Source organism: Kluyvera genomosp. 1 (genome assembly GCF_001266615.1).
GTDB lineage: Bacteria > Pseudomonadota > Gammaproteobacteria > Enterobacterales > Enterobacteriaceae > Kluyvera > Kluyvera cryocrescens_A.
The window spans coordinates 24,765-45,656 of record NZ_LGHZ01000035.1 but is presented as its reverse complement, the minus strand read 5'-3'; the positions used below and the strand labels follow the sequence as shown (position 1 = coordinate 45,656).

Annotated in this window: 22 protein-coding genes; 9 read left to right on the top strand and 13 right to left on the bottom strand. The window is 55.5% G+C overall.

All coding sequences use genetic code 11. The annotated features are described in order from the left end of the window. Positions 1-52 precede the first annotated feature (52 nt). From mhpT to KP80_RS17815, 7 genes are all read right to left on the bottom strand, one after another. Positions 53-1,282, bottom strand: coding sequence for a 3-(3-hydroxy-phenyl)propionate transporter MhpT (mhpT, locus tag KP80_RS17845; RefSeq protein WP_052284970.1), 1,230 nt, complete (start codon positions 1,280-1,282; stop codon positions 53-55). A gap of 110 nt (positions 1,283-1,392) precedes the next feature. After that, the gene (gene mhpE / locus KP80_RS17840) at positions 1,393-2,412 is read right to left on the bottom strand and encodes a 4-hydroxy-2-oxovalerate aldolase (RefSeq protein ID WP_052284969.1); all 1,020 of its coding nucleotides are present in this window, start codon (positions 2,410-2,412) and stop codon (positions 1,393-1,395) included. Then, positions 2,409-3,359: an acetaldehyde dehydrogenase gene (mhpF, locus tag KP80_RS17835; RefSeq protein ID WP_052284968.1), complete on the bottom strand. Its 951-nt coding sequence runs from the start codon at positions 3,357-3,359 to the stop codon at positions 2,409-2,411. The genes mhpE and mhpF overlap by 4 nt, the downstream gene beginning before the upstream one ends. Next, positions 3,356-4,165 (bottom strand): 2-keto-4-pentenoate hydratase, encoded by an 810-nt coding sequence (mhpD, locus tag KP80_RS17830; protein WP_052284967.1) that lies wholly within the window; start codon positions 4,163-4,165, stop codon positions 3,356-3,358. Before mhpD ends, mhpF begins: the two co-directional genes overlap by 4 nt. Positions 4,166-4,174: 9 nt before the next feature. After that, complete coding sequence (gene mhpC / locus KP80_RS17825; protein WP_052284966.1) at positions 4,175-5,041, bottom strand: 2-hydroxy-6-oxonona-2,4-dienedioate hydrolase; 867 nt, start codon at positions 5,039-5,041, stop codon at positions 4,175-4,177. A gap of 17 nt (positions 5,042-5,058) precedes the next feature. Then, entirely contained in the window at positions 5,059-6,003 is a 945-nt protein-coding gene (gene mhpB, locus KP80_RS17820; protein WP_052284965.1) for a 2,3-dihydroxyphenylpropionate/2,3-dihydroxicinnamic acid 1,2-dioxygenase, read from the bottom strand. A 1-nt stretch (position 6,004) separates the two neighbouring features. Further along, positions 6,005-7,669 carry a bifunctional 3-(3-hydroxy-phenyl)propionate/3-hydroxycinnamic acid hydroxylase gene (locus KP80_RS17815; protein WP_052284964.1) on the bottom strand — a complete coding sequence of 555 codons (1,665 nt, stop codon included), beginning with the start codon at positions 7,667-7,669 and terminating at the stop codon, positions 6,005-6,007. A gap of 189 nt (positions 7,670-7,858) precedes the next feature. On the opposite strand from KP80_RS17815, the gene KP80_RS17810 reads away from it, so the two are divergent. From KP80_RS17810 to KP80_RS17800, 3 genes are all read left to right on the top strand, one after another. Further along, the gene (locus tag KP80_RS17810; protein ID WP_052284963.1) at positions 7,859-8,671 is read left to right on the top strand and encodes a DNA-binding transcriptional regulator; all 813 of its coding nucleotides are present in this window, start codon (positions 7,859-7,861) and stop codon (positions 8,669-8,671) included. A 101-nt stretch (positions 8,672-8,772) separates the two neighbouring features. After that, positions 8,773-9,780: a zinc-binding alcohol dehydrogenase family protein gene (locus KP80_RS17805; protein ID WP_052284962.1), complete on the top strand. Its 1,008-nt coding sequence runs from the start codon at positions 8,773-8,775 to the stop codon at positions 9,778-9,780. A gap of 1 nt (position 9,781) precedes the next feature. After that, a complete protein-coding gene (locus tag KP80_RS17800; RefSeq protein ID WP_052284961.1) occupies positions 9,782-10,093 on the top strand; it encodes a putative quinol monooxygenase in 312 nt (103 codons plus the stop codon). Here KP80_RS17800 and KP80_RS17795 read toward each other — a convergent pair. Beyond that, positions 10,090-10,995 carry an alpha/beta hydrolase gene (locus KP80_RS17795; RefSeq protein ID WP_052284960.1) on the bottom strand — a complete coding sequence of 302 codons (906 nt, stop codon included), beginning with the start codon at positions 10,993-10,995 and terminating at the stop codon, positions 10,090-10,092. The two genes, KP80_RS17800 and KP80_RS17795, sit on opposite strands and share 4 nt — an antisense overlap. Positions 10,996-11,410: 415 nt before the next feature. On the opposite strand from KP80_RS17795, the gene KP80_RS22670 reads away from it, so the two are divergent. From KP80_RS22670 to KP80_RS17775, 4 genes are all read left to right on the top strand, one after another. Next, positions 11,411-11,518, top strand: coding sequence for a type I toxin-antitoxin system toxin Ldr family protein (locus KP80_RS22670; RefSeq protein WP_052284977.1), 108 nt, complete (start codon positions 11,411-11,413; stop codon positions 11,516-11,518). A gap of 191 nt (positions 11,519-11,709) precedes the next feature. Continuing rightward, entirely contained in the window at positions 11,710-12,777 is a 1,068-nt protein-coding gene (locus tag KP80_RS17785) for an ABC transporter substrate-binding protein (protein ID WP_052284959.1), read from the top strand. Then, a complete protein-coding gene (locus KP80_RS17780) occupies positions 12,764-13,771 on the top strand; it encodes a FecCD family ABC transporter permease (RefSeq protein ID WP_052284958.1) in 1,008 nt (335 codons plus the stop codon). Before KP80_RS17785 ends, KP80_RS17780 begins: the two co-directional genes overlap by 14 nt. Beyond that, entirely contained in the window at positions 13,768-14,517 is a 750-nt protein-coding gene (locus KP80_RS17775) for an ABC transporter ATP-binding protein (protein WP_052284957.1), read from the top strand. The genes KP80_RS17780 and KP80_RS17775 overlap by 4 nt, the downstream gene beginning before the upstream one ends. Here KP80_RS17775 and KP80_RS17770 read toward each other — a convergent pair. The 4 genes from KP80_RS17770 to KP80_RS17755 form a co-directional block, all read right to left on the bottom strand. Next, entirely contained in the window at positions 14,507-15,241 is a 735-nt protein-coding gene (locus KP80_RS17770; protein ID WP_052284956.1) for a substrate-binding domain-containing protein, read from the bottom strand. The two genes, KP80_RS17775 and KP80_RS17770, sit on opposite strands and share 11 nt — an antisense overlap. 67 nt (positions 15,242-15,308) lie before the next feature. After that, a complete protein-coding gene (locus KP80_RS17765) occupies positions 15,309-16,145 on the bottom strand; it encodes a shikimate dehydrogenase family protein (RefSeq protein ID WP_052284955.1) in 837 nt (278 codons plus the stop codon). Then, positions 16,135-17,484 carry an MFS transporter gene (locus tag KP80_RS17760; RefSeq protein ID WP_052284954.1) on the bottom strand — a complete coding sequence of 450 codons (1,350 nt, stop codon included), beginning with the start codon at positions 17,482-17,484 and terminating at the stop codon, positions 16,135-16,137. Before KP80_RS17760 ends, KP80_RS17765 begins: the two co-directional genes overlap by 11 nt. A 91-nt stretch (positions 17,485-17,575) precedes the next feature. Further along, on the bottom strand, positions 17,576-19,426 hold the full coding sequence (locus KP80_RS17755) for a bifunctional sugar phosphate isomerase/epimerase/4-hydroxyphenylpyruvate dioxygenase family protein (protein WP_052284953.1): 1,851 nt from the start codon (positions 19,424-19,426) through the stop codon (positions 17,576-17,578). Between the two features lie 132 nt (positions 19,427-19,558). Between KP80_RS17755 and KP80_RS17750 the strand changes: the two genes are divergently transcribed. Further along, complete coding sequence (locus KP80_RS17750; RefSeq protein ID WP_052284952.1) at positions 19,559-20,197, top strand: TetR family transcriptional regulator; 639 nt, start codon at positions 19,559-19,561, stop codon at positions 20,195-20,197. Between the two features lie 22 nt (positions 20,198-20,219). On the opposite strand, the gene fumD is transcribed toward KP80_RS17750, so the two are convergent. Then, positions 20,220-20,432, bottom strand: coding sequence for a fumarate hydratase FumD (fumD, locus tag KP80_RS17745; RefSeq protein ID WP_052284976.1), 213 nt, complete (start codon positions 20,430-20,432; stop codon positions 20,220-20,222). Between the two features lie 235 nt (positions 20,433-20,667). Here fumD and KP80_RS23460 point away from each other — a divergent pair, with 235 nt between their 5' ends. Then, positions 20,668-20,892, top strand: coding sequence for a hypothetical protein (locus KP80_RS23460; RefSeq protein WP_419772962.1), 225 nt, complete (start codon positions 20,668-20,670; stop codon positions 20,890-20,892).

Genomic DNA, 20,892 nt, shown 5'->3' with positions numbered 1-20,892 from the left:
TTATGCCATAACATTAAAAAATATCATGGCAAATTAATACAAGACCGCCGATTTAAAGCTCAGTGCTTTTCACTTCACCATTTCGCTGTTCTTTTTTCATCAGCCAAAATACCGCCACGCCCGCCAGTACAATTCCCGGGGCCGATGCCGCCATCACACCCACGGTTCCGGTCCCCAGCGCCAGCATTTTCCCCGCCAGCAGCGGGCCGCTCATGGCCCCCAATCGCCCTACCGCCACGGCGGTACCCACGCCGGTAGCGCGGATTTCCGTGCGATAAAACAGCGGTGCCAACGCATAAAGCACGCTCTGTCCGCCGGTCGCGAACATTCCCGCGACAAAGCCGGAAATCAGCATCAGGCTAAATGAGTTTGCCGCCCCCAGCGCGATCAGCGAGGCCAGCATGCCGCTATAAATCAGCAGCGACATTTTCAGCGGGCTGAGTTTGTCCATTAATGCACCCAGCATCAACGTACCCAGTGCCGCACCTATTTGCAGAGCGAACATCACGCCGGAAGCCTGTGAAGCGCTAAAGCCCTGGTCCACCAACAGCATCGGCAGCCAGTTGATCAGCATGTACACCACCAGCAGAGTGAAGAAGTAACACAGCCACAGCAGCAGCGTGGCGGAAGCGGTCTCAGGGGCAAAAATCGCCCGTAGCGGCATTGGTGTGTCCTGCAGCTGGGCGCTGAATGCCTGTGACTCCGGCAGGCGGAACATCAGCAGTGGGACCAATAATAGCGGGACGATACCACCAACCCAGAATATGGTTTGCCACGCCTGCGCCAGGCCACTTGCACCCATCGCCGCCGCCAGCGCGGCGCCAATCGGCACACCGCAGTACATCAGGCTGACCGCCGTACCGCGAAAACGTGGACCGGCGGCTTCGGAGGTCAGCGCAATCAGGTTGGGCAGCGCCGCCCCCAAGCCAACGCCGGTCATCAGGCGAGCAAACACCAGCGTTGGGTAATCCCACGCCAGCGCAGTGGCAATCGAGAACAGGCCGAACAGCGCCACCGAGCCCAGCAGCACCTTCTTGCGGCCATAACGATCCGCCAGCATGCCGCCAAACAGCGCACCGGGTAGCAGTCCAAGGATACCGGCGCTAAAAATCCAGCCCATCTGCATTTTATCCAGCGTAAATGCCTGAGCAATACCGACGGCAGCGATACCGGCGGCCTGTAAATCCAGCCCTTCCATCAGCGCGACTAAAAAGCAAAGCCCGACGGTTTGCATCAGGCGTGAGGTATTAGGAGGAGAGGAAACATGAGAGATATTCGACATAGTGCTACCTTTCGTTGAGTGCAGATGATAAAAGGTGGCCGATACGTTGCCGGCCACATTGTTTTTTCATTTTCGTTCGCCCGGTCAGTACATTGCCGACCGGTTCATTATCAGGCTTGTGCTTTGGCTTTCAGATCTAACGCCACGTCAACGATCATATCTTCCTGGCCGCCCACCATCCGACGTTTCCCCAGTTCCACCAGAATATCCACGGCGCTCAGACCGTAGCGGGCGGCAGCGACTTCACTGTGACGCAGGAAGCTGGAGTAGACACCGGCGTAGCCGAGAGCCAATGTTTCACGGTCGACGCGGACCGGGCGATCCTGCAATGGACGAACCAGATCGTCGGCCGCCGCCATCAGTGCATAGAGATCGGTGCCGTGCTGCCAGCCCTGTTTATCCGCGGCGGCGATAAACACCTCCAGCGGTGCGTTTCCGGCCCCAGCCCCCATACCCGCAAGGCTGGCATCGATACGATCGCAGCCCTCTTCCACCGCCACCAGCGAGTTGGCGACGCCCAGACTCAGGTTGTGGTGGGCGTGCATCCCGGTTTGGGTTTCTGGATTGAGCACATCTTTGAGCGCGCGGAAGCGATCGCGGATGTCGTTCATGTTCATCGCACCGCCGGAGTCCACCACGTAGATACAGGTTGCGCCGTAGCCTTCCATCAATTTGGCCTGCTTCGCCAGATTTTCAGGGGTGGTCATATGGCTCATCATCAGGAAACCGACGGTGTCCATCCCCAGTTCACGGGCATAGGCGATATGCTGGGCGGATACATCCGCTTCGGTACAGTGTGTCGCCACGCGTACCACGCGTGCCCCAGCCTGATAAGCATTCTTCAGGTCATGAAGCGTACCGATACCGGGGATCAACAGCGTGGCGATTTTACTGTGGGTCACGACCTCTGCCGCCGCCGCAATCCACTCAACGTCGCTGTGGGCACCAAAACCGTAGTTAAAGCTGGAACCCTGCAGGCCGTCGCCGTGCGCCACTTCAATTGAATCAACGCGTGCATCGTCCAGCGCTTTGGCTATCTGGCGGACGTTATCTAACGAATATTGATGGCGGATGGCGTGCATACCGTCACGCAAGGTCACATCAGAGATATAGAGTTTTTTACCGTTCATGCGACTTCTCCTGCCACTTTCACCAGCGTTTGCGCCATTTTTTCTGCGGTTGACATCGCCGCTGAGGTCATAATGTCGAGGTTACCGGCGTAGGCAGGCAGATAGTGTGCCGCCCCTTCGACTTCCAGATAGACCGCCGTTTTCAGCCCGGAGAACCGCCCCACGCCAGGAATATTGACCGGCTTATCTTCAGGTATCACTTCAAACTGCACTTTCTGCTTCAGACGATAGCCCGGCACATAGGCCTGAACCGCAGCCGCCATTTCCGCGATGGAGGCTTCGATTTCGGCCTGAGACGCCGCTTCACTCAGCACGTAAACCGTGTCGCGCATCATCACCGGCGGCTCCGCCGGGTTGAGAATAATAATGGCTTTGCCTTTCGCCGCACCGCCCACCACTTCAATCGCCTGCGAGGTGGTTTCTGTAAATTCATCGATGTTGGCACGGGTGCCCGGGCCCGCGGATTTACTCGATATAGAAGCGATAATTTCGGCGTAGTGAACTTTGGCGACACGAGAAACGGCAGCCACCATCGGGATGGTCGCCTGTCCGCCGCAGGTCACCATGTTGACGTTGCCCTGCGAGAGGTTTTTATCCAGGTTCACCACCGGTACGCAGTACGGGCCGATGGCTGCTGGCGTCAGGTCAATCAGGCGGATATTGGGTTTAGCTTTACGCAGCGCCGCGTCATTTTTGATATGCGCTCCGGCGCTGGTGGCATCAAACACGATGTCGATATCGGCGAATTCTTTCATCGCCATCAGCCCGTTAACGCCTTCGTGTGTGGTCGCTACGCCCATACGGCTGGCGCGAGCCAGGCCGTCGGAATTCGGGTCAATCCCCACCATTACCGACATCTCCAGATGCTGACCGTGGCGGAGAATTTTAATCATCAGGTCGGTACCGATATTCCCGGAGCCGATGATGGCGACTTTACATTTACTCATGACTGACTTCCTTCTTGCTCTTTGGCAGAAAACGTTGCGGATACCGAACCAATACCTTCGATCACCGCATCAAAACGATCGCCCGGGTTGACTGCCACCATTGGGCCCAGCGCACCGGTCAGGACAATATCGCCTGCCCGCAGCGGCTCACCGAGGCTGGCCATTTTGCGCGCCAACCAGACAGCGGCGTTGAGCGGATGACCTAAACATTCACTGCCACGTCCGCTAGAGACGTCTTCGTGATTACGCGTCATGGTCATGGCGCAGTTTTTCAGATCCAGCGCTGCTGGGCGCTGTGCCGGGCCGCCAACCACATACACACCACAGGAGGCGTTATCCGCTACCGTATCAACGAATTTAATCGACCAGTCGCGCACACGGCTGCCCACCACTTCCAGCGCCGGAACCACCCATTCGATGGCGTTATACAGCTCGTCAAACGTGGAGTCGGCGTGCGGCAGATCGCGGTTTAGCACCAGCGCAATTTCCGCTTCAATTTTGGGCTGTAGGACGCGGCTAAACGGGATAGTTTCGTTATCGCCGTAGCACATGTCGGCAAACAGCGTGCCAAAGTCCGGCTGATCCACCCCCAGCTGTTGCTGCACTTTCGGATGGGTTAAGCCCACTTTGCGCCCCACGATGCGCCGACCCTGCGCCACGCCGTGCTGAACGTTGATACGCTGGATGGCGTAGGCCGCTTCAGCGTTTTGCAGGCCGATAACATCGCGCAATGGTTCAATCGTTTGGCCGCTCTCTTCGGCGGTGCGTAGCGCCTGGGCCAAAGATTCCAGAGAATAATTCGACATATCGACTCCTTACACGCGGTCGAGGAAGTTAAGTACCAGCTGGTTGAACGCTTCCGCGTGCTCCCACTGCGCCCAGTGCCCGCAATCGCGGTAAATGTGCAGCTCCGAACCGTTGATCCCCGACAGCAGGCGCAGCCCGGCATCCATCGGTACGAAACGGTCGTTACGTCCCCAAACCACCAGGGTTTGCGCTTTGATTTCCGCCAAACGCGGGCCGAAGTCCGGGAACTGTTTCGGGTTGGCCTCCAGGCTTTTGATAAAGTTTTCCAGATGATCGCGACGCGACAGCATGTTGTTAAGACGTGCTTCAAACAGCGCCTCGGTCAAATCGCTGGTGTCATAGACAAAAATGCTCATCATCTTCTTGAGGTTTTCGATGGTCGGTTCGCGATACAGGCCATTGAGCAACTTGATGCCTTCGGTCGGCATTGGCGTAAACAGGCTCATACCGCCGGTGCCGCCGCCCATCAGAACCAGTTTGCCCACGCGTTCAGGCCATGTCAGCGTGAAAGCGACCGCACTATGCCCACCCATCGAGTTACCCAGCAGGTGAACTTTCTCGATATCTAGCTGATCGACCACGCTTTTCAGAATGCGGGCGTTGAGATCAGAGCGGGAACCGGTGTTGACGATCGAGTCGCTTTTGCCCCAGCCCGGGCAGTCCAACAGCAGCACGCGGTAGCCGGCTTCAACTAATGAGTCGATATTGCGGCTGAAGTTTGCCCAGCCCGTTGCTCCTGGGCCGGAACCGTGCAGCAGAACCACGGTTTCGGTACCCTGACCGCAGTCGTTAAAATGGATACGCAGCGTCTGACCGCCTTCTTCGACGTTGAGAAAACGGCTGGTTGCGGCTTCGGTTTGTGGTTGGTAGCTCATCATATTCTCCTGCTTAATCAATTCGTTGTTTTAGCGCTCAGGGAGCCGAACCCGGCAATCCACTCAGGGATCGGGCGGTAATAACGGTTTTCCGTGCGGTAGTGACCCATCGCGTTAATCGTGGCGAAGGCAGCGGCCCAGGTTTTCACTTCATGCGTCGATTTACCGGCAATGGCAGAAAGCTCTTCGTTGCTGATGGCATCCAACTCCGCGAGGCGACCCTGCTCGAGCAGCGTCATAAACTGGTTGTCCCAGATAGGGTTCAGGGGATGCAGGGTTTTCTGGTCTTCGACAAAGCGCTCGGCGGCTTCAATCACCCGACGCTGGCGCAGTTCACGCTCATCGGCCGGAAGCTGCTTACCGCTGCCCAGCAGACGATCGCGCATGTGCGCATCGACCTTAGCCAGCTCCGGTACCGGCGGCTGATGCGATAGCCCACCAGAGCCTAAAATCAGTACCCGCTTGTTCAGCGTTGACAGGAAACGGCCCATCGCTTCCCCCAGCATGCGAGTACGCTGGAAGCCCGGCAGCGGCGTGGCCACACCGTTGATAAACACCGGCAGTACCGGCACGTTGTCCAGCCCGCCAAGCAGCAGTTCCAGCGGCTGTGCAAAGCCGTGATCCACCTGCATGCAGTAAGAAACCGCCAGATCGATGCCGCTTTTCATCACCGAATGAGCGCAGGCTTCTGCCAGCTCGGTCGGTACCGGCAGCTCACCGGCCGCACTGGAAAAATCGCCAATCGAGGTGGCGCCAACACCCAGGCAGAACGGTGGCATCACATCGTAGAAAAAGCCGTTGTAGTGATCCGGGGCGTACAGCACCACCAGTTCTGGCGCAAACGCGGTAATACGGTCGCGAGCGGCGGCAATAACGCCGTTAACTTCGTCCAGCACCGCTTGCTCTGGGTCGACATAGCCCACCAGCGGCGTATGGGAGAGACAGTGAAGATAGGCATTCATCTCAGGCCACCTTTTCAACGTGAAGGTCAGAACCAACGCGGGTTAACGCCATGACGCCAGCCAGCTGGTTAAGTTTATTGCTGAGCGTCTGCGGGATAGCCAGCGCCGCCACAAAGCGGTCCGGGCGCACAACGGCAATCGAGGCATCCTGCGCAGCAAACCAGGTTTTCAGACGGTTTTGGCTATCGCCAATACGGATTACGCCGTCGAAATTGTCCTGCGGCGTGCGGATCTGTACATCCGGTACCACCTGAATAAAGCAGGTGCCCAACTCACGCCATTGCGCAATCTGGCTTTCACTCATGCCCCACAGCGGGTTACAGCCCCAGGCGATCACCGCGAACTTCGCGCCAATCACCTCATCAAGCAGAACAATATCGCCATTTTCCCGCGTCACTTTCGGCTGGATAAACATCTTGCCGACCGGTGATGACCTGGTATTGTTTTCCAGCAACAGCGCGCCTTCCCGGTACTGAGGCATCGGTTTAAAGCGCATTTCGAGGAAATAACGTTTCACCGACGGGAGGTAATTCAACAGCCAGGAAATTCCGTCGCGAACGGTGCCGTGCCAGCGTTTCGGCGGCGCCAGGACGTTGCCAGCAGTAACAGAGAGATCAATCATCGCTTTGGCGTGGTCGCGGCGTTCCTGTTGATAGGTATCCAACAGCGCATCGCCCGCTTTGCCGTTCACCACCAACGCCAGCTTCCACGCCAGGTTGAAGGCATCGCGCATCCCGCTGTTGTAGCCCTGACCTTGCCAGACCGGCATGATATGGGCGGCATCCCCCGCCAGCAGAACACGGTCAATACGGAAGCGTTCTGCCAGACGCGCGTTGTGGGTGTAGACGCGCTGGCGAATTAATTCGACGTCATCGGGATCGGGAAGAACCTGGCTTAACAAGCGGCGCATGTTGTCCGGTTCACTCAACTGAGCTTCGGTTTCGCCCGGCATCACCATAAATTCGAAACGACGAACGCCGTGCGGCAGTGCCGCAGAGACATACGGACGCACCGGATCGCAGCACAGATAGATGTGCGGTGTCGCCAGCGGATCGTTGGCAATATCAATCACGATCCACTGGTTTGGCGCGGTTTTGCCTTCAAACGGTACGTTCAGCGTACGGCGAATGACGCTCGCCCCACCGTCGCAGGCCACTAGCCAGTCGGCTTTGATGGTTTCACGTGCGCCGTCGGCACCTTTAAGATTAATAGTGACACTGTCACCATTTTGGCTAAAGGCCTCCAGCTCGCGGGAGAACAGACAACGAACATTTGGGAAGCGCTTAAGCCCCTGATACATCACCTCATCGACCTGCGGCTGGATAAACGCGTTGCGGCGCGACCAGCCAAACTCATCGGTCATCGGCTGGATATCGGCAAAGCATCGGCCTTTCGGGGTCAGGAATCGCATGGCGTGCCACGGTGTGGTATGCGGCAGCACTTTATCGACGAGATTAACGGATTGCATCGTACGCAGCGCTTCATCATCGATACCAATGGCGCGGGGGTAGTCGATAAGCTTGTCCAGTTTCTCGACTACTAATACTTCAATACCCATCTGCCCCAGGTAGTTAGCCATCATGAGCCCAACCGGGCCGGCGCCTGCGATGGCGACCTGAACATGGTGTTGTACTGCAGGTTGGATATCCGGATTTGATGTTGTCATCTTCAATACCTCACTTCTCGGACCAAGCGATCGTGTGCCGTGAACGGCATCGCCTCACTTGTTAATTTGATGTAAAAATATTTTTATAATGGACGCAGTATATGTCCGGTGATTTGCGCTACAATCAAAACAAGCCAGGTTGTGCACTAGGTGCACAACGTTGTTTTAGATAAATAAATGGCGGGATAAATGAAGAATAACGACGCAACAGACTACAAAACCGTTCGCGGGTTAACGCGTGGATTATTGTTGCTTAATTTGTTAAATAAATTCGACGGAGGCGCATCAACAGCGACCCTGGCGGAGTTTAGCGGCCTGCACCGTACCACCGTGCGACGCCTGCTGGAGACGCTGCAAGAAGAGGGATACGTCCGACGTAGTTTGTCAGACGATAGTTTCCGCTTAACCCTGAAAGTCCGGCAGTTAAGCGAGGGATTTCGTGACGAACATTGGATTTCTGCACTCGCAACACCACTACTTGGCGAATTGTTGCGCGAGGTCATATGGCCAACCGATTTAACGACTTTGGATGTTGATGCGATGGTGGTACGTGAAACCACTCACCGTTTTAGCCGTCTCTCTTTTCACCGCTCAATGGTCGGCCGCCGCCTGCCGCTGCTGCTGACGGCATCAGGGCTGACGTGGCTTGCCTTCTCACCGGACAGCGAGCGTCAACCGATTATCGATATGCTGGCCGGACGACCAGAGGAAGAATATCAACTGGCCCGCGAGCCGGAAAAACTGCATGCCATTCTCGAACGCACGCGTCAAAATGGCTATGGCGCCAACTTCCAGGGCTGGCAACTGGAACAAAAAATTGCTTCCATCGCCGTCCCAGTCCGCAGCCAGGAACGCGTCATTGGCTGCCTTAACCTCGTGTACATCGCCAAAGCGATGACCATTGAACAAGCCGCGGAAAAGCATCTCGCCGCCCTACAGCGAGTGACTCGACACATCGAAGAGAGGATGGAAGAGGAAGAGATTTTTTACGAACGTCTCTGATTTTCTCGATTTGCGTATAACACTTATCGTTAACGGGCTATTTTTCCCCTTGCCGCTTGCTCCTAACATCCGGGTATTGCACAACGCTACCCGGAGAGACCATGAAAGCATTTGCCATTACCCGCGCCGCCACTGAAGGCAGTAACATTCCGTTCATTGACGAAATCGACCTGCCCATTCCAAAGGCAACTGGACACGATATTCTGGTCGAAGTGAAAGCCATTTCCGTCAATCCCGTTGACACCAAAGTCCGTGCCGGATTCGCCTCCGATACCCCACGAGTGCTGGGCTGGGACGCCGTCGGCGTGGTGAAAGCCATTGGCGATGCGGTTACCCTATTTGCCCCAGGTGATGAAGTCTGGTATGCCGGCGCATTGGGCCGCCCGGGCAGTAACAGCGAATTTCAGCGAGTGGATGAGCGCATCGTCGCGTTGAAACCCAAAACGCTGGATAACGCCTCGGCGGCTGCATTGCCGCTCACCGCCATTACCGCCTGGGAATTACTGTTTGACCGCCTTGGCGTCCAGCGTGATGGCAACGCGGGTGATACGCTGCTGATCGTCGGTGCAGCCGGTGGCGTTGGCTCCATTCTGACGCAGCTGGCCACTAAACTAACGAAAATGACGGTAATCGGCACCGCGTCGCGCCCGGAAAGCCAGCAATGGGTCCGCGAAGCGGGCGCACATCATGTTATCGACCACAGCAGGCCTCTGAGCGAAGAACTGGCACGTATCGGCATGAAAGAAGTGACGCACGTTGCCAGCCTCAACAATACAGAGGGGCATTACGCGCAGCTGATTGAAGCTCTGGCTCCGCAGGGAAAACTGGCGCTCATTGACGATCCACAAAGCCTGGACGTGGTGCCGCTGAAGCTCAAAAGTATTTCGCTGCACTGGGAGTTTATGTTTACCCGCTCCATGTTTACGACCCGCGATATTGCCGCTCAGCATCAGCTGTTGACCGAAGTGGCCACACTTATCGATACCCAGGTAATCAAAACCACGCTGGGTGAGCATTACGGCAAAATCAACGCCGAGAATTTGCAAAAAGCCCACACTCAGCTTGAAACCGGCCGAGCGGTGGGAAAAATCGTGCTGGAGGGATTTTGAGATGATTTCGATAATTGCCGTATTGAAGGCGAAAGCGGGTAAAACGGATGAATTGCGCCAGGCGCTAAAGGCTTTGCTACTGCCGACGCGACAGGAACCGGGTAATCTGGATTACGCCTTGTTCCAGCTGCGTGACGAGCCGGATACGTTTTACATGCGAGAATCCTGGGCTGATGAAGCCGCGCTGGAAGAACATATCTCCCTGCCTCATTTTCAGGCGTTTATCGGGCAGATGGAAAGTCTACTGGCGGAACCTTTACGTCTGGATTATTTGACGCCGGTTGAAGCAGAGTCATCCACAGGTAGACGTTAGGTCTGGCGTAACCACTTTTCATAATGAGCCGGCCAGTCAACGGTCGGCGTACCGGGTCGGCCCATCGCGAAACCGTGTCCACCGGTGGGATAACGATACATCGTGACAGCTACCTGTTCACGAATACAGACCGATTGCAGGATTAACGTGTTTTGTGGACTGGAGACCAGATCGTCTTCCGCCTGCACCAGAAACATGGGTGGCGTTTGGTGCGTAACGTAGTTTTGCGCGGACCATGCAGCCTCTTGCGCGTCAGTGGCGTGATTTCCCACCAGCATTTTGTGCGTTGAGGTGTGGGTATACGGTTTCTCCAGCGTGATGATTGGGTAAATCAGCGCCGCACGGTCTGTTTTTGCCGGCAAGTTGTCCAGGGCATCCACACTCGGATAGCTGTGGTAATCACACCGTGTTGCCGCCATTGCCAGCAGATGCCCGCCCGCAGAAAACCCCAACGCGCTCACCTGTTTTTCGCGGCTTCGCAGGATCCGTAACGCTCTCTGCGCATCCTGCAGGGCCACGCAACTCCCATCATTCCAGCCTTCACCGGGTAAACGGTAGCTTAGGATATACGCCGTATATCCTCGCTCAACCAGCCAATATGCCGCAGGCCAGGCTTCCATCGTCATCTCAATGCGTTTGTAACCACCGCCTGCGGCAATCAACACTCCATGCCCGTTGGGCACAGCAGGCTCAATGACCGTCAACGAAGGCGTAGCAATATGGCTTCGCGCACCTTTTAAGCCGATCTGTAACTTTCCCGCAGGCCCACCGCCGCCGGGCGGAATACCGGGCCACAGCGGCAACGAATAGTCCGTATTACCGGTGGCGGCGGCAAAAAGTGTAGTACTCCTCGCCACTAATGCCGTGGCCGCTAACCCCAACAAAAACTGACGACGGTACATAGTGATGCTCATTAAAGGTGGAAGACTTTCAGTTAAGCAGAAAAGATGACGAGAAATATGAAAGTTGTATGGCGAATTGTGACCAAATGGGCGCTGTTTGTTGGCGGCAAAGAGAGAAAAGCGAGTGCAGGCGGCACGAACGAGATCTGGCGCTATTCTGAAAAACGAGATACTGGACGTATAAACAGTATTCAGCAATTGCCGATATTGTCCAGGTTACTATAGGATCGCCCTAATCCCGCTTGTCGGGAGAGGCGCAATGTTGCGGGGGCTTGATCCCTGGCGGCAGCTGTTGCTGGAAAGAGAAAACCCCCGCACGTTGCTTGGTAAACCTGGCAACATTACGGGGGCTAACTTGACCTTCGACAAGTTGAGAATAGCCGCGAACTGTTGCCATTGCAATCAGGATGGCGCTATGACGTTAATGCAATGGGCGTTTATGTTCTGGCACGATTTGGCCGCTCCGGTCATGGTCGGTGTTCTTACCTGTCTGATTCTGGGCTGGTGGCGTAGCCGGAAGTAACTGCCCGGGTGTCATAGCCGCCGCAGTGGCAGCATGCGCCCGAACCGGGCCGCAGGGGCAACTCTGCGGCCTTTTTCGTTTTGGTGCGATTCACGCAGGAAATTTGGGGGTAAATCAGTGAGACGGTTTGCAATTATCTCCGTTATATAATCAAATACACACCGTTTATTCACTCCTTGACTGAGCGACTCATGTCCACACTACACCGTTTCCTCCTGGGCTTCATGCTTGCCTGCGCCAGCCTGATGGCTGTCACCCCTGCTCTCGCCAACCGCACCGTAACCGACCAACTTGGCCGTCAGGTAACCCTCCCTGATACCGTTAACCGCGTCGTCGTTCTACAGCACCAGACGCTAAACCTTCTGGTTCAGCTCAATGCTGCCGATGACATTGTGGGGGTGCTGAACAGCTGGAAAAAACAGTTGGGCCCAGAGTTTGCCCGCTTTATGCCATCGATTGAAAAAATGCCGATGCCGGGTGACCTGACTCAGGTCAATATTGAAAGCCTGTTGGCACTTCATCCGCAGGTAGTATTTGTCGCCAACTACGCGCCTGAGCAGATGATTCAGCAGATTCAAAATGCGGGCATCCCGGTGGTCGCCATTTCGCTGCGTGAAGACGCCGCAGGCGAAAAAAATAAGATGAACCCATCGATGGCCGATGAAGAACATGCCTATAACGAAGGGCTGAAACAAGGTATTCGCCTGATTGGTAAAGTCGTAAACCGTGACGCTGAAGCCAAAAAGCTGATTGATTACACCTTCGCTGCTCGCACAAAATTTAACGCTCCTGTAGCCGATATTCCGCAGGCTGAAAAAGTGCGCGTTTACATGGCAAACCCGGATCTAAATACCTACGGTTCCGGGAAATATACCGGCCTGATGATGCAACATGCGGGTGCAATGAACGTGGCTGCCGCCACCGTGAAAGGTGCGCGCCAGGTTTCGCTTGAGCAAGTATTGCAGTGGAACCCGCAGGTGATCTTCGTTCAGGATCGCTATCCGGATGTGGTGAAACAGATAACCACTGATCCGCAGTGGCAAGCCATTGATGCGGTTAAAAATCATCGAGTATGGTTGATGCCAGAATATGCAAAAGCCTGGGGCTATCCGATGCCGGAAGCGTTAGCCATTGGTGAACTGTGGATGGCGAAAAAACTCTATCCTGAGCGCTATAAAAACGTCGACGTTGATGCCCAGGCGCAGGATTATTATCACCGTTTCTATCGTACTGACTGGCAGGCGAATGCACATCAGTAGCCATCCTAAAACGGTCCAGGGTGGGCTGATGTTGCTCACCTTAGCCGTTGCCGTTGTTTCACTGTGCTTTGGCCAATATGGGTTATCGATTCACGATGTCCTGTTTCAGCTTACACATCCTCACAATACGACGGATATTGCCCACCAGATTGTCTGGTCAGTTCGTCTGCCACGGATCCTGATGGCGCTTCTGGCCGGTGGCGCACTGGGTCTGTGCGGCGCGACGTTACAGGGGGTATTCCAAAACCCGCTTGTTGACCCGCATATTATCGGCGTGACCTCGGGTTCCGCCTTCGGCGGTACGCTGGCCATCCTGCTGGGTCTCAGTATGCCAATGATGATGGGCACGACCTTCTTCTTTGGCCTGCTGGCATTGACGCTGGTCTATCTACTGGCAGCGCTGCAAAAGCGTGAAAGCACGCTGGTATTGATTCTCGCCGGTATTATCCTCAGCGGCTTTTTTGCCGCGCTCGTCAGCCTGATGCAGTACATGGCCGACACCGAAGAAGTGTTGCCGAATATCGTGTTCTGGCTGTTGGGCAGCTTTGCGACCGCGAACTGGACAAAGGTCCTGCTGCTGGCGATCCCCATGACTGTTGCGGCGCTGGTGTTATTTAAACTTCGCTGGCGTATCAATCTGCTGTCGTTGGATGACAAAGACGCCCGCGCGCTGGGTGTACGGGTTACCGCGCTGCGTCGCGGCGTGCTGTTGTGCTGCGCGCTGTTGGTCGCCGCCCAGGTAGCTGTAAGCGGCAGTATTGCCTGGGTCGGACTGGTGATTCCCCATCTGGCGCGTATGCTTGCCGGAGCTGACCACCGCCGTCTTCTGCCCTGCGCATTTTGGTTGGGAGCTAGCTTTATGGTGTTGGTCGACGATCTCGCCCGCACGTTAACCGCCGCTGAAATCCCGATTGGTATTCTCACCGCGCTGGTCGGCGCTCCGTTGTTTACCGTAATGCTGGTTCGCGCAAGCCGCAAAGGAATGCTGAAATGACCCCGTCGCTCACGCTGTCGCAGTTAGAATATGGCCACAAAGCGCCGCTGTTTGCTCCCCTCAATCTGCACTGCCAGCCCGGTGAGGTTTGGGCAGTACTGGGGGCTAACGGCCGCGGGAAGAGTACGCTGCTGGATACGTTGACCGGCGTTCTGCCCGCCCTTGCCGGGGAAGTTACCGTGACGGGCGGCGTCGGCATCGTACCACAGTCGTTTCGCGCCGCCTTTGCCTGGCGGGTGAAAGAGGTCGTGTTGATGGGCCGCGCCCGCCATATTGCCCTTTTCTCCCAGCCGCAGGAAGAAGATGAGCGACAGGTGCTGGAAGCGCTGGCGCTATTGAACATCACTGAACTGGCCGATGCGTTGTTCAGCAACCTGTCCGGTGGTCAGCAGCAACTGGTGATGATCGCCCGCGCGCTGGTTAGCGCCAGTCAGAATATCTTGCTGGATGAACCCTGCTCAGCACTGGATTTAGGTAATCAGCATACGGTGTTGCAGCTAATCTGCGATCTTGCACGAGCGCAGGCGCGTACGGTGATGTTCACCACCCATGACCCCACCCACGCACTGCAGGTTGCCAGCCATACGCTTTTGCTGTTACCCAACGGCCAGTGGCTGGCAGGCACGACTGAAGAAATTGTTCGGGAAGAGACGCTGCAGCAAGCTTACGGCGTTGCGGTGAGGAAAATCCAGCTCGAGGATTATCCCACCGCCGTCGTCACGCCGCTGTTTGCGCTCAAACGCTAGCGGTTAAAAAACCGGCGTCATGCAGGCAGCGCTGTCCATCTTGCGCAAGAATAAACTGGCAGAACTGCCGCGCCGCCGTACTCTCTTCCAGCTGCGCCATGTAATAGTCGCAGCGAATATTATAGGGTGCTGGAATGGTGACACTGCGGATATCCTTATTCCCGGCAAGCGTCGTGGCGTAATGCGCATAGCCGATAAACATATCCGCCAGCCCCTGTTGAATCAACCAACTGCTCGCTATCGCTCCTGCTGGCAAGGTCATTGTGTCTCTCCCGCCAACCAGCTTCATGGCTCGTTGTTTGAGCGATTCGCCGAATCCAGGATGGCTGGTGTCGATCCTGTCAAATAACTGCCAGGTATAGTCACCGGACGGATCGCACAGCGGTGTTGATGTCCCTAACCGTAGCGCGCCGTCGCTGAGCAACTCATGCCAATTCTTCCCTGCGGTTTGCGGGCTATTTTTCACCGTCAGAATAAGCTCATTACGCGCAAAAATGCGTAGACCGTGTGCACGTCCAGCCTCACAAAGTGCCTGCGGATGCTCGCGGTTGGCCGAGGCAAAAACCGAGCACGGCTCGCCCTTTTCAATCCGCTCACGCAGCAGCCCTGCGGGGCCAAAGACGATATCAACCGTGATGCCGGTTTGCGCGGTAAACGCTGCCTGTAGGGGTATAAATGCGCGGCGCAGGCTGCCCGCCGCGAAGAGTGTTAATTGGGGATGCATAAGGAGTTCGTCATAGCCCGAAAATAAGCGTTATGTTACTCGGGCTATTACGCTTCTGACCAGCGCTTTAGTAATGGATTTCTGCCAGCGCTTTTAACTGTTCCGGCGTCGCCACCGGTAAGTGGAAGAAATCCAGGTAGGCGGGGATCATCTCAAACAACATATCGGTCCCGCGCTGAACCGGGCAGCCACGCGCTATTGCCGCCTGCAATAGCGGCGTAAATTCCTGCTTCATCACCACTTCGCCGACAAACGCGCCGGGCTCAAGGCGTTCAACGTCAAATGGCAGCGGATCGCCCGGCGTCATGCCCATCGGCGTGGCGTTAACCACCAGCGAATGCCCTGCCGGATCGTTCGACATCACCGTCAATTTAAGCTGCGGATAATAGGTTTGTAGACGGTCAGCCAACGCGCGTGCCGTGGCCTCTCGCGCGTCGTACAACGTCAGTGCACTAACGCCCGCGGCGGCGAGCGACGCAGCGATGGCCGACCCAACGCCCCCGCTTCCAACCACCAGCGCGCGTGCATCGGCGGTTTGAAATCCCTTGCGCTCAATGCCGCGCACAAAGCCGTCACCATCGAACATATCTCCGGTGAGCGAGCCGTCGGCTTCCCGACGAATGGCGTTGCAGGCTCCGGCAATTTGCGCGGTGGGGCTAAGTCTATCGACCAGCGCACACGTCGCCACTTTATGCGGCATAGTCACCAGCGCACCGGCAATGTTAGTCAACGAAAATAGCGCTGGGATAAACGCCGCGTAATCCTCCGGTTTCACCCCCATTGGCACCACTTTGGCGTCCACCGCCTGGTTTTCAAACCACGGGTTATAGATCATCGGCGCTTTAAAACTGGCCGTTGGATAGCCCAAATGCGCAATTAACCGCGTATGACCACTAATTTGCATGAGTAGCCTCCTGCTCGGGCAGGTCCAGTTCAATGCGCTTAACGTCGCCCAGAATAAACAGATACGCCACCACGCCCAGTAATGCCGCACCGCCGATATAAACCAGCGCGTAGAAGAAGCTCCCGAAGGCCGCAACAATAAAACCGATGATCAGCGGCGTCAGGATCCCCGCGAGATTGGCACAAAAGTTAAACAGCCCGCCGGTCAACCCACCCAGCCCTTTTGGCGCCATATCTGAAATCAAGGTCCAGCCCAGCCCCACCATGCCCTGGCCGAAGAAGGCAAATGACATCACCAGAATCACCGCCATGTCACTATGCAACCAGTTGGCGCTGATGATGCAGCTTGCCATCAGTAATCCCGCAATAATCGGCAGCTTGCGCCCGAGATTGGCATTGCCGGTGGCTTTCAGCAGCTTATCGGAAACCCAGCCGCCAAACATTACGCCGCCCGCCGCCGCAAGGAATGGCAGAATGGCAAAGAAACCGACCTTCAACCACGGCATATGGCGTTCAGTTGCCAGATAAGTTGGGAACCAGGTCAGGAAGAAAACCAGTACAGTATTGCCGGCAAACTGGCCGATGCTGGCACCAATAATCTGTCGTTTGCTGAGCAGTTGACGCACCAGCGGCCAGCTAAACGCTTTACGCTGCTCTGCACCGGTTGTCATGCCATCGCCTGCCGTAATGTATTCGCGTTCCTGATCACTGAGGTATTTATCTTCGTGAGGTTCGCGATAGTGGCGCCACCAGACCAGCGCAAACAGAATGCCCACGACGCCAACGGTGATGAACAACATGCGCCAGCCGAAGCCATCCATAATCCAAAACAGCAGCGGCGCAAAACAGGCCAGACCGAGATACTCACCTACGGTGTAAACCGCCGTGGCTTTCGCACGCTCATGCTGAGGAAACCAGGCGCTTACCACCCGACTGTTGACCGGGAAACACGGTGCTTCGCTCACCCCCAGACCAAAACGGCACAACAACAAGGTTTTCAATCCCACGGCAAAACCATGAAGTAGTGTAAATAGCGACCAGAAGCTCAGCGCCAAAAAGTAGGTCACCTTGTTGCCGAATCGGTCGAGGAACATGCCGCCGGGAATTTGGGCCAGCGCATAGGTCCAGGCAAAGGCTGAAAAGACAATCCCCATCACCGCCGCGCCAATTCCCAATTCCTGAGTGAGCTGAGGTGCTGCAATGCCCAATACGGTGCGGTCGAGATAGTTAATCATGGTGCCAACGGCAAGCAGTGCAAGAATACCGATGCGCCGCCGGGAGCGAGGAACTGCGTTAACCGCCTCAGCGGTAGCCACGCGATTATGGCCGAGTGAGTTCATAGTGTTTACCTGTCGTTGTCGGGTGCAGATGAATGTTTCTAGTTATGGTCTGCCCATCGGCACTTGCGTACCGGCTGGTACATTTTATCTTTTATCGGTACTGCAGTGCCGAAAGTCTTACCGCCGCGTTGACCGCGCCATACTGCGCGTAGCCGTGACGTCTTTCGGTTAATTCAAAGAAGAAGCGCCCTTCGCTAAATGGCCAGGTATAGCGGTGCAGGAACTCGCCGCCGGTGCTGTCCCGGTCATGGAGGATCTGATGACGCTGGAGGCATTCAACCTGCGCCGCAGTGCCAAAGCGCGCCAGTAAATCTTCGTAGTAGTTGGCGGGAACCGGCAACGAGAGCGATGGTGCCAACGGCTGGTTGTCCAAAAGAGCAGGAAGGTCGTGACAGGCAAAGGCCGCGTGCTGCAGGCCCGCGCCCTGATAGCACGCCACCGAACGGGCAATCTGCGTAGCCCTGCTTTGCGAAATATTCAGCGCCAGGCGAATATTTCCCTGCGGGCTTTGTACCGCCAGGCTGCGCACCAGACCGTAGGGATCGGGCATGGTCTGTTCATGTTCCAGAGTAAAGCCCAATACCGCACGGAAAAACATCACCCAGTTGTCGCGGCTGTCCGCCTCCATGCCAAGCGCCAAATGGTCGATACCCAGCAGCGCGCCCTCATTTGCAGAAGGGATCAGATTGAAATCCTGGGCGTAGATGTCCTGGTTTTCATCCACCAGATAAATCAGGCTGCCGTCCGGGGCACACACCGCGGGAATAGCGCTTTCATTTGGCCCAACGTCACCCTGCCAGGTGGCGTAACCGTAGGCCTTGGCGCGGGCAATAATCGGTGCACTGGCGCTGACCCGCAGCGCCATCGCACAAAGTGAAACTCCGTGACGCTGGTAGAAGTGATCGGCCCAGCTGTGCGGCTGATAGTTGATAATCACCCGTGCGCCGCCGTTGCTCCATAGCGCCACCTGTTTTGAACGATGCATCCCCGCGAGCCTGAATCCCATGCCTTCAAGCATGGCACTCAGTTTTTTCGCTTCTGCCGGGCTTGCGGCAAATTCAATAAATTCCGTACCGTTGAAAGTCGGTAACGGCGCGGGATCAAACAACGCAGCGTCCGTTTTTCCGAGCGCTCGTCGAGTTTGCTCCTCCAGCCATAGCAGTGAGCGGTAGCCATCTTTAGCCGTCGCGCCGTTAGGCGAGGCGCGGAAACCGTCGTTGAAAATCTCCAGCGACCACGGTCCGCGGTAGCCCAACCGCGTCAGTTCGCAGGCAAATTCCACCAGCGGCAGCTCACCCTGGCCGGGGAAACTACGGAAATGGCGGCTCCATTCAAGAACATCCATTTTCATCAGCGGGGCATCCGCCAGCTGGAGGAAAGTGATTTTATCCATCGGCACTTCATGCAGACGACGTAAATCGTCGCCCAACGCCAGAATATGGAAGCTGTCGAGCACAATGCCCATTGCCGGACTATCGACTGCTTTCACCCGCTCCCACGCCTGATACCAATGGTTGACGTGCGTTCCCCACGCCAGCGCCTCATAGCCAATCTTGATATTTTCCTGCTCAGCCAGCGTCGCTAGCGCGCGCAGGTCCGCCACCTGCAGGTCAAAGTCGGCGGAACAGTCTGCCTGCACGTTGCTGCACAACAGCATGGTGTCGCAACCCAACTCATGCATCAGGGAAAATTTACGCCCGGCACGAGCCAGGTTGGCGGTAAACTGCGTGCGGCTAGCCCCTTCAAAATCACGAAATGGCTGAAATAACGTAATTTTCAGCCCCAGATCGTCGGCCAGCTTACGGACATCTGCCGGGGTACCGGTATAATAGAGCAAATCATTTTCGAAGATTTCTACCCCCTGATAACCCGCGGCGGCAATCGCGCTTAGTTTTTCAGGCAGGGTTCCGGATATAGACACGGTAGCAATTGAACGCAACATAGTTTCACCTGGCTTATGGGTAGCAGTTGCATCGAATATGAATCATTTGGTTCAACAGCGCCAGATTTGGTTGCTAAATTGTGATCATTGTGTGTATTTTTTGTTCCCTTGGAAAAGTTAACAGGAGTTGTTATGTCGGCCATTGATCACGATGAAGCGCAATCGCTCAAAACCCGTATTTTCGCCGCGGCGATCGCCATTTTTGCTGAACACGGGCTGGCAGGCGCCAGAATGGAGCAGATAGCCGGAGAGGCCCAAACCACTAAGCGTATGGTGGTTTACTACTTCAAAACCAAGGAGCAGTTGTACCAGGCGGTACTGCAATACGTCTACTCTCGGATCCGCGAAACGGAACAGCAGCTGGGGCTTGAGAATCTGCCGCCGGTCGAGGCGCTGGTTCAGCTCGTAAAATGGAGCGTGCGTTATCATGCCGAACACGCGGATTTTATGCGTATCATCTGTATGGAGAACATGCAGCGCGGGAAATGGCTGCTGGCTTCCGGGGATTTGAAACGGTTAAACAAGAGTGCCCTGTCTTTATTAGAGCAGATATTGCATCGTGGGCAGGGGCAAGGGATTTTTCAGCCCGCGCTGGAAGCGCGTGACGTCCACCGCTTAATCAGCAGCTTCAGCTTTTATCAGGTTTCCAACTTTTATAGCTTTAATAGCCTCTATCTGGATGGTCCGCTTCCGGATATCGATGATGAAGCGCTCATCACCCACCATAGCGAACTGGCTGTAAAAGCAATTCTGCGCTTCGTCATCGCCTGATTTCTTCTTCTTCAGCCGGTTATTACTGCCCTGACAGCGCAGTGACCACCTTTTGCATCGCTTCACGCGTGAGTTCTGTGCGCTGGACTTTATTATTTGCCAGCGCGGTACGGAGCACACCGGCAATAACAATGTGCTTGGGTTCCTGGCCTAAATCGCGCATCTCCAGCACCACTTTTCCCACCACGCGGCACATTTCCTGGTACAAAACGTCGTCTTTCGTCAGATTTCCCATCATTTACGCTCGCTAATTTCCATTAATAATCAATTTATTATTGGTTTGTTTCGTTGATAAAGCAAATCAACATCTTATCCGCAAGATGGGCACAAACAGGCTGTTGCGCAACTAACTGTTACATTTTCGCCAATAAATCGTTTTTATTATGTTAACCACTTTGTTTATTTTTTTGAAACGCTGTTTTTATTTTCTTTTTGTCGCATAACATCGTATAATCCGCCGCGTTTCTTTCTTGAATGGTTTCAGCTCATTGGACTGCATTAATAAACGATTAAAACATCGCCTATTTCATTATGCTGAACCTCTAGCACACTTTCCTCTGCACGCTTTTTTTATGTCACCTATCCTTAGTGCGTGGCATAGCAATTTTCGTAACACCGGTTTGACTCCGTGGCAGTGCGCGCATGGAGCGAGAATTCAAAATCCCAATCCTTCTCAATCTCAACTTAAAGACTAA